Source organism: Clostridium simiarum, from assembly GCF_018919175.1.
GTDB classification, from domain to species: Bacteria; Bacillota; Clostridia; order Clostridiales; family Clostridiaceae; genus Clostridium_L; species Clostridium_L simiarum.
Genome location: NZ_JAHLQL010000003.1, coordinates 255,497 through 268,048 on the forward strand (window position 1 = coordinate 255,497; position 12,552 = coordinate 268,048).

Genomic DNA, 12,552 nt, shown 5'->3' on the forward strand with positions numbered 1-12,552 from the left:
TCAAATCCCTACCTTATTCCATATTATTAATTTCTTTTAAATCTACTTTTTTAACAGCTCCAGCACTTAAGTAAGCAATAGCTGTAGTTACTAAAAGAAGTATAGTAGGATAAACTATATATACTTCTAATGCCTCTACCTTAAATACAATATTATGAACACCCATTATTGCAAATACTTGACCTGATGTCACAGGTCCAAGGAACTTAGATAATATAATTCCTAAAATAATTGCAACTACAAGAACTATACTTATTCTAGCTGATTGCCAAAATCTAATTGAGCTGTTTCTAAAGCCAATACTTTTTAGCATTGCTATTTCTCCTTTTTCTTTGGTAATGAAAGTTTTCATCATTAAAATTGTAATTAAAGCATTAATGCCTACTACTATTAATACAATTAAATTCTTCATAGCATCAAGTTGATCTAAGGTGCTTCCTATATATCTTGAAACATATTCTTGTGAATTTTTAAATGAATAGCTTGGATACTTATCCTTTAATTTATCTATTAATACTTGTGGATCTACACTTCCCTCAAAATTACCTTGAAAAGGGAATATGATTGCTAAATATTTAAAATCTATATCAGTTTTAGAACTTAATCTTACTGATTCACCCATGTTAGTCATACTTTCATATAAACCAGTTACTATTAATTCCTTTTTTTCCTTATCTATTTGCGTATAAATTGTATCTCCAATAGAAACATTTAACTTTTTAGCTACAGCTTCAGTTATTGCTACTTCATTTTTTAATTCAGGCATCTTACCTTTTAAAACATTGTAATTATTACTATCACTTTCTTGAGATTGAAATGCCATTAATTGAAGAAGGTTATCCTTGTCGCCAGCATAAAATTTAAGTCTATACATTACTTCCCCATAAATTTTTATGTCTACTCCACTATCTTTAAACGACTCCTCAAGGTTTTTCATATCTTTTAAATATTCTTCTTTGTTAGCTCCATTTGTATATTTGTCCATTTTATCCGTTTCAATTAATACATCACTATAATTCAGCCCAAATGCCTTAATAATGTTTCCATCTTTTAAGGTGTTTATTGTGTTTAGAGGAATAATAATTAGAATTGTTCCAATGCAGAAAGTTAAAATTAAAACTACAAACCTCTTAAGATTACATAAAATATCATTTAAAGCAATAAACATTGGTACTCTAATATTTTTATAATTCTTAAGTTTTAACCTTGACTTACCTTTAAAATTCTCACCTGTACTTCCATTTCTAATAGCATCTATTGCAGAAAACCTATTTAACTTTCTTGTACATGTATAGCAGAATAAAAGAACTATTAAAACTACTAAAATAGAACATGCTATATTAACAAAGATATTTCCAGTGGAAGGTTTCATTAAAATATTTCCTGAGGATTGCTTTAATAATGTATTACCAAATGGAAAGCTTACTACAAACCCAATTGCTACACCGATTGTTGTTATTGCAAGATATTTTATTAAATAAACTTTTTTAATATCAAACTCTTTAAGTCCAATGGCCTTCATGACCCCTATCTCTTTAAAATCATCTTGTAGAGTAAAAATTATTGTAAATCTTAAAATTAAAAATGCAATTAAGATAAGGCAAAGACTTACTATAATTAAAGCTGCTGATGGTAGCATATCCAAAATAAAACTGGTGTTAATAAATGACTTATCAAGATTAATTATTGTATTACTATCTATACTTCTAAATTCCTTTTCGAGTGCAATTGTATCCTCTGACATTATATAATAATTATTTATAGCACCTGCTTCTTTACATAATTTGAAAATCTCATAATCTTCATCACTTATAAGAAGCCTTTTCATCTCATTCATGGTTGATCCAAAAATAGCATCCTTAGTAAACATCTTTATTGAAAATTCTTTTTTAATATCCCCTATAGTAATAAGGACTTTATCTCCAACTTCTAAATTATTTTTACTTTTATCAACTAGTGAAAAAGCAATTTCCCCTGACTTTAAAATAACTTCTTCTCCATTATCATCAAGTAACTTTCCATACTTCTTTGGTTGTGCTTGAAGTAGAGTTTCTCCAAAAGGTTGAAATTCTTCAACTTTTTTATCTTTCTTTATTTTAATATTATCTTTAGAAAGTATTGTGCTTCTATCAATATCGTAAGAATTTATAAGCTTAGATGTATTAATCCAAGTATCAAACTCTCTATTTTCTCCCCTATCATAAGATGAAATAATGTAGTCTGGTGTTTTAGCCTTATCCATAAAATAATCAACAGACTCTGATATTACAATTAAGTTATTTACACTACTTGCTAAAAATGTTGTTGCTAATATGATAAATATTAAAAGAATACTATTCATTGATTTCTTTCGCTTTAAATCTTTTTTCAATATTCTAAAAAACATAAATCTTACCCCTCTCATAAATTATTTGCTAACCATGAATTTATTATAAATTACTAATTATTAAATAATCCTTAAATAAAATAACAATACACTTACAGTTCATAACTGTAGGCGTATTGTTATCTTAATTAGTTAATGATGTTTTAAAAAATATCTTAGAGGTGAACTTTTCTTTTTTTATTCCTTATTTATTTCATTGAATTCATTAATTCAAAGAAATATTTTGGCTCCTGAGTTTTATACAAACTAAACCAAGCCTCTAATGTTTCTGATTTAAGTACATCTAACACTTTCAATACTTGCATAGTAAATTCTAATGGTGCTATTCCTGATGCAGTAATTAAGTTTTCATCTGTCACTGCTGATTGAAACTTATAATATTTTTCTCCAATATAATTAGGCACTACCATTTTAAGATACTCTAAATCATTACTTGTATGACTTCTAGAATCTAACAATCCTTTCTTTGCAAGTGCTACTGTTGCTCCACAAATAGCTGCAACTACAGTACCTTGCATTAAGGCTTTTTCAGTTTTTTCTAATACAGTATCATGGATTGATTCTGTCCATGTAAATCCACCTGGCAGAACTAAAACATCTGTAGCTTTAAGATTACATTCATCAAGAGAGATTTCTGGTAATACTTTTAGTCCTCCCATTGTTGTAATAGGACTTTTATTATTTCCTACCGTAATCACTTGTATCGGTTGTACTCCTTTTTTAAAATATCTTCCTGAGCTTAATTCTGCAGTTAAATAACCTATTTCCCAGTCTGACATAGTATCAAAAACATAAAGATAAACTTTTTTTGTATTCATAATATACGCTCCTTTTATATCTACTTTTATATCTTATTTAAAATAACTTTGCTGTTTACATAACTTATTATAAAATAAATAAACTTTTTCTTATCTTTTACTGAATCTAATGATTTTTCCATAAAAACAACATACGATAAACGGTCTTTATATCTATTAATATCCATATTAACTTAATTTTTCTAACTAATTATATCCTAATAGTAAAAACTGAAAAAGAATGCCCTCTTATTATAGCATTCTTCTTTTTAATCTATCTAATCTTTTATCATATTTGCCATACATTCTCTTATCCGCATTTAATGCCTATTTTTTGCATATCACCTACTTTAAGTTCACCTAATAAAATCTTTAATTAATATAAAAAAAATACTATACTTAGGTGAGTGGCTAAATATTTAATTTAACTTACAGGAATTTATTCATTGGAATCAATATGACAATGAGTTTCCTTATAATTAATACCTACAAATAGAAAATACTAGATTGGAGAGTTTATATATGAGAAAAAAAGATATACTTGAGTTAAAAAAACGTTTAAAGAAAGATCATTGCACCTTCACTAAAATGTGTGGTTGCTATGTTAATGGAGAAAAGCATATTATTTTAAAATTTAGAGAAACCTTTCTAAATTTAGATGAGGATGAATACTTTAAATACTTAGAAATTGCTAAAAAAGTACTATCTGGAACCATTGGAAATAATATTTTAGAACTTAACTTTCCAACTAATGAAGATCTCATAAATGAAAAACAAATTTCTCTTATGCAGCTTAAAAACAGTCAATTAAAGAATGATGCTCTTCTTGATGATTTTTATAAATTCATTATAGATAGTTATGATTATACTGGTAATTTTTTAATACTTATTTTTCATGATGCCTATGATGTTATTACTAAAACCGCTGATAATGCAAAAATAGATGAATCTGAAGAAGTATATGAATATCTGCTATGTGCAATATGTCCTGTTTCACTTTCAGGTCCTGGTCTTAGATACTTTGAAGAAGAAAATAAAATAAAAGCACGTATTAGAGATTGGGTGGTTGATGCCCCAACTAATGGCTTTGTATTTCCTGCTTTTATTGATCGTAGTTCAGATGTTAACTCTATTATGTATTACACAAAAAATGCAAAGGATACACATCCTGAATTAATGGAAAATGCTTTAGGTTGTTATTCAAAACAGACTGCTACTATACAAAAAGAAACATTTCAATCAATTATTAAAGATTCTTTTAGTGCTGATGAAAAGAAAGCTGATAAAATTTTTATGGAAGTGCAAGAAAACCTAAATACTATGATAGAAGAATATAATTCTATATATGACGATACAGATTGTGAACCTATAACTTTAACAAAGAAGGATATACAAAACCTTTTAATAGATAGTGGGGTTCCTGAAGAAATTACTACAAAGATTGAAAAATCCTATGTAGAAAACTTTGGTGAAGACCTTCCTTTAGCAGAAAATTTAATTGACCCAAAGACACTTAAAGCAAATGAGCAAAGAAAAAAGGAAGAACGCCTTGAAAAACAAGTAGAAATACTTCAAACTAAACTTGAACAATTTAAACAAGAAACAGCTGTGGATAATGAAGCTAACCTGCCTACAGAAGTTAATGATGATAATGTGCTTTTAGAAGAAGCTTCAGAAACTGATTTAGATGAAAGTTTAGAGACTAATTTAGAAGAAACTCAGGATACAAATTCAGAAGATAATAAGGTTACTCCTAACTATGACGTTATACTTCAAGTAAAGCCTGAAAAAATATCTGAAATAAAATCTCAAATAATTGATGGGCAAAAATGCATAGTTATTCCTATTAATGAAAATGAACAAGCTACAGTTAATGGCTTAGATGATTTAATTTAAATTATACAAATTAATAAAGAAAAATAGCAACTCTCAAAAATAAAGTTTGCTATTTTCTTTACCCTTTTTTATTTATTAAAACTGTAGCTATATAATGTTCTTAACTTTCCTCACAAATTAATACTTATTTATCATGTTTCGTTTTCAGCTTAATTGGTATAAATGTTTCCATCTGTGCCCATCCTTGTGCTTTGATAATATCCTGAGGAGTAATAATATGTCCCATACTATAGTGGTTATTGCGTTCATCTAATTCAAATAATTCCGATTTACTAATGTATTCTATAGCCTCATTATACAATTTACTGCCCATTTCTTCATCGCCGTCTCTATATGTGTAAGTAAGATAATATCCACCCTCAAAGTCAACTACATCGTTACCACCGCTATCCATGTCCTCATTTAGCGCCCACCACCAAACCATACCTTGTTCTACAGGATCAAAAAATAAAAAATCTCGTGGCATAAAACTATCTCGTGGTAATGGCTTAATATCAGAAAAATATGCATCAAACTTTCCTAATATTCCTTCTGCAGAAAAGTCAAAATTTTTATCAACCCCTGATGAAGCAGCTTTAAACGGTGGTAATGAAATAATTCTAAATTCCATAATCTCATCCCCTTTTATATATTCCAATAATTTCATTTTATTTAATTATAACATATACCTTAGTCTCAATATACTTTTATTGTAATTTAAATGAAAAATGTTAAATATAATATCTCCTATATTACTTACCTCTTCTATGAAGGTAGGTGATACTTAATGAGTAATGACGTTTTAATGTTACTATTTCAGGCAGGGTTATTTTTACTAGCACTATTAACGTTTATAGTGTTACTTATTGATAAAATATCAAAAATAGTAGTCCCACAACGTATTAACATCAATATTTAAAATCTTACTTGTGATACAATATTTTCACTTGTAAAATAGCCTTAACCAAGTTACATCAATGGTTAAGGCTAAAAACCTCATTTAATTTACTCAAATTCTTGTATTGAAAACAATATTATAAAGCTGTTTAAACTCTTAATGTTTATTTATAAATTTTAAATCACTCCCATCTAAAAAACTTAATAGCTACCCCAATACATATCACAGCAAGTATACTTACAACGAAAATTGGTAGTATTGCATTATCTATGCTTAAATTAAGTGATGCACTTTTTAAAAGCTTTATCCCCTGAGTTAATGGTAAGATATCTGCCACTTTTTGAAGCGCTGTTGGCATAACCTCATAGGGTAATGTTGCTCCTGAAAATATAAGCATAGGAAAGTATAGAATACTGGCGATAATACCTGCCATTTTAATATTTTTCGCTATTCCCCCCACCATAAATCCAATGCTGAACATCGATATCATTACTAATATATATGCTCCTAAAAAGTTTATCCATGAACCTCCAAATTGAAACTTGAAAAATATTTTTGCGATTAAATAAACAAGAATTAATGAAACAATGGCATATAAAGCATATATTACTCCTTGAACTACTAAAATCATAGACGGGCTAACTGGTGTTACTTTAAATCTTTTTAATATCTTTCTGTGACGATACTCAGATAATACTAATGGTAACCCCATGACACCACCTGCACATATTGCAATGGTTGATACAGGTGCAAAGGATTGTTCCATGAATGTAAAATTTGCTCCAGGAAATGCTGGTTTATTGCCATAAATAGCACCTAAAATAACGGTTACCAAAACTGGCATACAGATTGCAAAGATGAACATATCCAAGCCTCTTATCGATAACTTTAATTCAGTTTTTAACATTGTTTTAAATACTTTCATCATCCAACTCCTCCTTATCTATAAACCATAAATAAGCATCCTCAAATTTTTCATATGGGCTCAGTGCCACTGCTTCTTCAACTGTTCCATAAAAATCTATTACTCCATTTTTTAAAATACATATTTTATCGCACAGAACTTCAACCTCATCCATGAAATGAGATGTTAAAAAGATTGTAAGACCTTGCTTCTTTAAGTTTAATAAACACTTCCACACATCTCTTCTAGCCTTTACATCTAGTCCTGTTGTAAGCTCGTCTAAGAATACTACCTCTGGATTCGGAATTAACGCTAGTATAATAAATAATCGTTGCTTTTCACCTCCAGATAGTTCACTTACTAGATTTTTAACCTTATCTTGAAGTTCAAATTGCTCTAATAATTCATTGCAATCTAATGGATTTTTATAAAGAACTTCAGTTATTTCACACAACTCTTTCACTGTAATCTTATCTTGATAATTAGATTCTTGAAACTGAACCCCAACTTTCTGAAATAGCTGTTTTCTTTCTTTTTGAGGATTCATACCTAGGATAGATACCTGCCCACCATCAAAATTCTTTGTACCTAAAATACACTCTATGGTAGTACTCTTCCCTGCCCCATTGGCCCCGAGCAATCCAAATACCTCACCTTTTTTTACCGTTAAACTAACATCCTTAACCACTTGAACATCCCCATAGGATTTATAAAGATTATGAACTTTTATTACTTCCATGTGCTATTCCCTCCTTTTGATAAAAGAATAACACCATCACAAAGTCTGGTGTTAAACTGTAGAGTTTGTATTAAATTCGTTTTTCATAAATTCTAATTGCTTCAGTATACTATTTGCATTTTTTTCTGCATCACTTAAGGAAGTAAGAAGCTTATCACATGCTGTAACAATATCCTCATCCTCTTTTGGTTTATTGATTACCTCTTTAATATCAATTTCCTTACTTTCTGATATGGCATTAATCATTCTTAAAATCGCTGAAAGGGAATAGTTAGCACAACGTAAGGTACGTATTATTTTTAACCTATTAATATCATTTTCAGTATAAACTCGGTATCCATTCTTCTTTCTCTTAACAGTAAGTAAACCATTCATCTCCCAATTTCTTAATGTGTCAATTGTCACTCCAAGATAGTCTGCGGTTTGCTTTCTTGTAAAAAATATACAGTTTTCTTTAGTATCTATCCCTAATAAAAACCTCTTTGAAAGTTCTATGGCTTCCTCTGCATTTTTTCGTTCTTGCTTTATCTGGTTTATATAATCATTTGTACAGTTAATTGCTTCTTGAAGCTCCCCTTTGGCAGATAACTTAACAACATTGATTATCTTCTTTCTAAGCCCATTTTGTAGAACCTCTACTTTAAAGGCAGTTCTAGCAAGGTTAAACTGCTCTATATGATAGTCAGTAAATACTCTATAACCATTTGCTAATCTATCCACCTTTGGTATTAATTCAAGCTTTTCGTACAAACGTACAGTGTTGGAATGTACCCCAACTCTTTTAGCTACTTCTGATGTTTTATATATCTTGTCCATACTATTTGCACCTCCATGCTATTATCATAACACTGATTAAAAGTCTGGTGATATAATAGAGAGTTCTCTTTGTTTCTTGTTGAATTTTTAAAAAGTTTATATCTTTCATACTTTTTACCTTGTGTACTTTTTCAATAGCTAGCTTTAAGACTTATCTTTCATATACAATTAAGGACATCATCTTCTACTTCATTTAAGTTTTAAAAAATTTACTCAACTTTATATTTTTTATTGACTTATAAGTTTTGATAGTATATACTCTATATTAAATTAAAAATGAACGTCAAATATTATTAATAAAAAAATAGAACTGGAGGGTAATTATGAATACTTTAATAAACAAACAAGCAGGATTTAGTTTTTATAGCCAATTTATATAGGGTTTGTATCACGTTACAAATTTGATTAAATTTTAACATGGATACAAACCCCTTAGGACTTACTGATGATTAGGGATTGTATCTGTGTTGGCTATATTGTTTATAATGTTATTCATTATTACCATTTATAAAGTCACGCAGATTATACTGTGTGGCTTTTTTATATTCAGAAATTAACCACATGGATTATACTGTGTGTTTTTTTTATATTAAAGATTAACCACACAGATTGTACTGTGTGGTTTTTATATAAAATAAATTTTAAAGGAGTATTTTTTATGACAGGAATTGTATCTGTAGTAACACAAAGTTTAATTTTATCGATTATGGCATTAGGTATTTATATCAGCTATAAAATCTTAGATTTTCCAGACTTATCTGTTGATGGAAGCTTCTCACTAGGTGGTTCTGTTATTGCTTTATCTTTAACTAATGGAGTCTCTCCAATAATCGGAACCTTATTAGCTCTTATATGTGGCTTAATTTCTGGTCTTATTACTGGTATTTTACACATTAAACTTAAAATTTCTAACTTACTTTCAGGAATTTTAGTTATGGGTATGCTTTACTCTATTAATTTAGGAATAATGGGAAAATCAAACCTTCCATTATTTAATTTCAATCACTTATTTAATATACGTATTTCTCCACTAATATTAGTTATAGTTGCTGCATTATCTTGCAAATTTATTTTAGATTTATTCTTAACTACTGGACTTGGATATACGTTAAAAGCTGTTGGTGATAATCCTCAAATGGTTAAATCATTAGGAATTGATATTGATATTATAAAAATATTAGGATTAATGTTATCTAATGCTATGGTTTCTTTATCTGGTAGCTTATATGCTCAGTTCCAAGGATTCTCTGATGTTAATATGGGCATTGGTACTTTGGTACTTGGAATAGCATCAATTATAATTGGTATATCTGTATTTAAGAGACTTACATTTATTAAGGCCACTACATCTATATTATTAGGAGCTTTAATCTATCAATTTACAATCTATTTCGCAATAAATTTAGGTATAATACCTCCTAATAACTTAAAATTAATGACTTCTATAATAATAATTTTATTTTTAAGTATTGGTAACCCAAATATTTTTGCTAATAAAAATTTAAACAAAAGAGGTGTTGTAGATGCTACAAATTAAAAATATCTCAAAAACATTCCCCAATCCATATGGAGATCCTAATACAATCTTCAAAGATCTCTCACTAACTATAAATAAAGGGGAATTTGTTAGTATCATTGGAAGTAATGGCACAGGTAAATCTACTTTACTTAATATAATCTCAGGATTTATAAAAGAAAGCCAAGGCGATATTTTATTAGATGGTAATAACTTAACAAAACTAGCTGAGCATAAAAAAACTCAGTTAATAAGTAGAGTATTCCAAGATCCGAGTTTAGGCACTTGTCCTTCTATGACAGTCAGAGAAAATTTATCCTTAGCTCTAAATAAAGGGAGTTTACTAAATCTTAAAAAGTGTCTTCGTCACAAAACCGAAGTTATGGAAGATTTATTAGAAGATATATCACTTGATCTAAAAAAATATTTAGATGTTCAAGTAAAATATTTATCTGGAGGTCAAAGACAAGCACTTTCCCTAATTATGTCTAGTATTACAAACCCAAAGGTCTTATTACTAGATGAACATACTGCTGCCTTAGATCCTAAAACCTCAAATGAAATTATAGATTTAACTAATAAAATTGTTAGAGAAAAAAATATAACTACATTGATGGTAACTCATAATCTAAAACATGCTATCAACTATGGTGATAGACTTATAATGCTTCATAAAGGTAGAATAATTTTAGATATAAGCGGTGATGAGAAATTAAATATCACTATAGAAGAAATACTAGATAAATTTGAATATGCAGTTTAAGATATAAAACTTAATTTATATCTTAATTAATGTTAAATAAATTTGTGTATAAATTTAATAATGTATATGAACATATGAATGTATGAGCACGTATAAATATGGACTTTAGGAGGATTATATTATGATAATAAAAAATAAGTTAATAAATTTAATTTTAATAGCATCAGTCGGAGTCTCTTTACTTACAGGTTGTTCAAAAAATATTAATGACAAATCATCTAATTCAAATAAGAATATCAAAAACATAGGTATTACTCAGCTAGTAGAGCACCCATCTTTAGATAAAGCAAGATACGGGTTCATAAAAGCACTAGAAGATAACGGATATAAAGATGGAGAAAATATAAAAATTGATTACCAAAATGCTCAAAATGATATGCCTACAACTCAAACAATTGCAAATAAGTTTGTGTCTGATAAAAAAGATCTAATATATGCTATATCAACGCCATCAGCTCAAGCAGCTTATAACACAACTAAAAATATACCTATTCTAATGACTGCTGTTACTGATCCAGTCGCTGCTGGTTTAGTAAAATCTATAGATATGCCTGGAGGAAATATATCTGGTACATCAGATTATATATCTATAGATAAAAATCTTGAATTGATTAAAACACTTATTCCAAATGCTAAAACTATAGGTGTTTTATATAATACTAGTGAAGTAAATTCAAAAGTACAGGTTGATATGCTAAAAGAGTATGCATCTAAAAAAAATTATAAAATTATAGAAAAGGGTGTTTCCTCTGCAAATGAAATTAATCAAGCCATGTCTAGTTTAATAGTTAATATAGATGTTTTATATGTTCCAACAGATAACTTAATTGTTTCTTCTATGCCGATAGTTTCTAGAATCGCTACTGATAATAAAGTTCCAGTAATCGCCTCAGAAGATGGTTCTGTCAAATCTGGTGCACTTGCATGTCAAGGTATAGACTACGAAAAATTAGGCTATAAAACTGGAGAACTTGCTGTTAAAGTTTTAAATGGTGAGCAAGTATCTAATATTCCTGTAACTATGTTAGATGAAACTCAAATAATAGTTAATGAAGATACTTTAAAATCTCTTTCTATGGAAAAAATTAATGATAAAAACATAGTATATGTTAAAACTGACAAAAATTAATTAAGGAGCATGGTGTAAAAAACAAAAATATATATTATATAAAAGGTAACCCATATTGATTATTTTATCAATATGGGTTACCTTTATTTCAATGGTGAAGGCGAGGCACGATCAACATGTCTCCTATATCCAATTATCCAATTTTAGTAAAAACCTCATTTATTTATAGGAAACTCCTTTTCACATTTGTTCAAAGGAGTAAGTTCGCCTAACCAAATATAAAATTTGGAGGCTTACTTATAGGAAACTCCTTCTCACACTTGTTCGAAGAAGTAAGTTCTACTAATCAAATATAAAATTTGGAGGCTTACTTATGGTACGGTTCTCCGTAACTACTCTAAATGAGATTTTTCCATTTTATTCTTGTGTGTATATTCTACATAAATATGGTATAATTCTAAAGTAATATTTTGAAATCCGTAGTAGGATGGCTGCGGAGGTTTTGAACGTTTTATCCTCCTGGGCTATTGGTGAACTATTTCACTATAGCTAAGGGGGTGGTATTGGATATGTTTGATACTTTTATAAAATGTATATCAATTGTTTATGTAATAAAATTAGTTTTAAAACATAATCTTTTTATACATCACTTAAAAATAAAGATTAAGTTTCTTGGTCTTGATATAGAAGTTAAAAGCAAAGAAAAAAGTGCTCCATCCAACGAAGATTAGCACCTTTTCTTAATTAACCTTATTAATTTCATCCAATAGCCCTAAAACAAAATAAATG

The 12,552-nt window shown here is 28.6% G+C and carries 12 protein-coding genes; 6 read left to right on the forward strand and 6 right to left on the reverse strand.

Annotated features, from left to right (window positions below):
* Positions 1 to 13 precede the first annotated feature (13 nt).
* Both KQI89_RS11060 and KQI89_RS11065 read right to left on the reverse strand, forming a co-directional pair.
* Positions 14 to 2,386 carry an ABC transporter permease gene (locus KQI89_RS11060; protein WP_216457123.1) on the reverse strand — a complete coding sequence of 791 codons (2,373 nt, stop codon included), beginning with the start codon at positions 2,384 to 2,386 and terminating at the stop codon, positions 14 to 16.
* 188 nt (positions 2,387 to 2,574) lie between these two features.
* Positions 2,575 to 3,204: a type 1 glutamine amidotransferase family protein gene (locus KQI89_RS11065; RefSeq protein ID WP_216457124.1), complete on the reverse strand. Its 630-nt coding sequence runs from the start codon at positions 3,202 to 3,204 to the stop codon at positions 2,575 to 2,577.
* A 501-nt stretch (positions 3,205 to 3,705) separates the two neighbouring features.
* On the opposite strand from KQI89_RS11065, the gene KQI89_RS11070 reads away from it, so the two are divergent.
* Complete coding sequence (locus KQI89_RS11070) at positions 3,706 to 5,079, forward strand: DUF4317 domain-containing protein (protein ID WP_216457125.1); 1,374 nt, start codon at positions 3,706 to 3,708, stop codon at positions 5,077 to 5,079.
* A 124-nt stretch (positions 5,080 to 5,203) separates the two neighbouring features.
* On the opposite strand, the gene KQI89_RS11075 is transcribed toward KQI89_RS11070, so the two are convergent.
* Entirely contained in the window at positions 5,204 to 5,689 is a 486-nt protein-coding gene (locus KQI89_RS11075) for a hypothetical protein (RefSeq protein WP_216457126.1), read from the reverse strand.
* Positions 5,690 to 5,863: 174 nt separating this feature from the next.
* On the opposite strand from KQI89_RS11075, the gene KQI89_RS17675 reads away from it, so the two are divergent.
* A complete protein-coding gene (locus KQI89_RS17675) occupies positions 5,864 to 5,977 on the forward strand; it encodes a putative holin-like toxin (RefSeq protein ID WP_246583087.1) in 114 nt (37 codons plus the stop codon).
* Positions 5,978 to 6,137: 160 nt separating this feature from the next.
* On the opposite strand, the gene KQI89_RS11080 is transcribed toward KQI89_RS17675, so the two are convergent.
* Genes KQI89_RS11080 through KQI89_RS11090 form a run of 3 tightly spaced genes read right to left on the reverse strand, consistent with a single transcriptional unit; the run spans position 6,138 to position 8,415 of the window.
* Positions 6,138 to 6,881 carry an ABC transporter permease gene (locus tag KQI89_RS11080; RefSeq protein WP_216457201.1) on the reverse strand — a complete coding sequence of 248 codons (744 nt, stop codon included), beginning with the start codon at positions 6,879 to 6,881 and terminating at the stop codon, positions 6,138 to 6,140.
* The gene (locus tag KQI89_RS11085) at positions 6,868 to 7,599 is read right to left on the reverse strand and encodes an ABC transporter ATP-binding protein (protein WP_216457127.1); all 732 of its coding nucleotides are present in this window, start codon (positions 7,597 to 7,599) and stop codon (positions 6,868 to 6,870) included. The genes KQI89_RS11080 and KQI89_RS11085 overlap by 14 nt, the downstream gene beginning before the upstream one ends.
* A 51-nt stretch (positions 7,600 to 7,650) precedes the next feature.
* A complete protein-coding gene (locus tag KQI89_RS11090) occupies positions 7,651 to 8,415 on the reverse strand; it encodes a MerR family transcriptional regulator (protein ID WP_216457128.1) in 765 nt (254 codons plus the stop codon).
* A 658-nt stretch (positions 8,416 to 9,073) separates the two neighbouring features.
* On the opposite strand from KQI89_RS11090, the gene KQI89_RS11095 reads away from it, so the two are divergent.
* The 4 genes from KQI89_RS11095 (at position 9,074) to KQI89_RS11110 (ending at position 12,494) form a co-directional block, all read left to right on the forward strand.
* Positions 9,074 to 9,952: an ABC transporter permease gene (locus KQI89_RS11095; protein WP_216457129.1), complete on the forward strand. Its 879-nt coding sequence runs from the start codon at positions 9,074 to 9,076 to the stop codon at positions 9,950 to 9,952.
* Entirely contained in the window at positions 9,939 to 10,694 is a 756-nt protein-coding gene (locus tag KQI89_RS11100; protein WP_216457130.1) for an ABC transporter ATP-binding protein, read from the forward strand. Before KQI89_RS11095 ends, KQI89_RS11100 begins: the two co-directional genes overlap by 14 nt.
* Positions 10,695 to 10,815: 121 nt before the next feature.
* Positions 10,816 to 11,823 carry an ABC transporter substrate-binding protein gene (locus tag KQI89_RS11105; protein WP_216457131.1) on the forward strand — a complete coding sequence of 336 codons (1,008 nt, stop codon included), beginning with the start codon at positions 10,816 to 10,818 and terminating at the stop codon, positions 11,821 to 11,823.
* A gap of 509 nt (positions 11,824 to 12,332) precedes the next feature.
* Complete coding sequence (locus KQI89_RS11110) at positions 12,333 to 12,494, forward strand: hypothetical protein (RefSeq protein WP_216457208.1); 162 nt, start codon at positions 12,333 to 12,335, stop codon at positions 12,492 to 12,494.
* Positions 12,495 to 12,552: the final 58 nt, after the last annotated feature.

Excerpts from the sequence above, each read along its gene's own strand:
- KQI89_RS11070 (WP_216457125.1), top strand. The coding sequence starts at position 3,706 with ATGAGAAAAAAAGATATACTTGAGTTAAAAAAACGTTTAAAGAAAGAT.
- KQI89_RS11095 (WP_216457129.1), top strand. The coding sequence starts at position 9,074 with ATGACAGGAATTGTATCTGTAGTAACACAAAGTTTAATTTTATCGATT.
- KQI89_RS11110 (WP_216457208.1), top strand. The coding sequence starts at position 12,333 with ATGTTTGATACTTTTATAAAATGTATATCAATTGTTTATGTAATAAAA.
- KQI89_RS11060 (WP_216457123.1), bottom strand. The coding sequence starts at position 2,386 with ATGTTTTTTAGAATATTGAAAAAAGATTTAAAGCGAAAGAAATCAATG.
- KQI89_RS11105 (WP_216457131.1), top strand. The coding sequence starts at position 10,816 with ATGATAATAAAAAATAAGTTAATAAATTTAATTTTAATAGCATCAGTC.
- KQI89_RS11080 (WP_216457201.1), bottom strand. The coding sequence starts at position 6,881 with ATGAAAGTATTTAAAACAATGTTAAAAACTGAATTAAAGTTATCGATA.
- KQI89_RS11075 (WP_216457126.1), bottom strand. The coding sequence starts at position 5,689 with ATGGAATTTAGAATTATTTCATTACCACCGTTTAAAGCTGCTTCATCA.
- KQI89_RS17675 (WP_246583087.1), top strand. The coding sequence starts at position 5,864 with ATGTTACTATTTCAGGCAGGGTTATTTTTACTAGCACTATTAACGTTT.
- KQI89_RS11085 (WP_216457127.1), bottom strand. The coding sequence starts at position 7,599 with ATGGAAGTAATAAAAGTTCATAATCTTTATAAATCCTATGGGGATGTT.
- KQI89_RS11100 (WP_216457130.1), top strand. The coding sequence starts at position 9,939 with ATGCTACAAATTAAAAATATCTCAAAAACATTCCCCAATCCATATGGA.
- KQI89_RS11090 (WP_216457128.1), bottom strand. The coding sequence starts at position 8,415 with ATGGACAAGATATATAAAACATCAGAAGTAGCTAAAAGAGTTGGGGTA.
- KQI89_RS11065 (WP_216457124.1), bottom strand. The coding sequence starts at position 3,204 with ATGAATACAAAAAAAGTTTATCTTTATGTTTTTGATACTATGTCAGAC.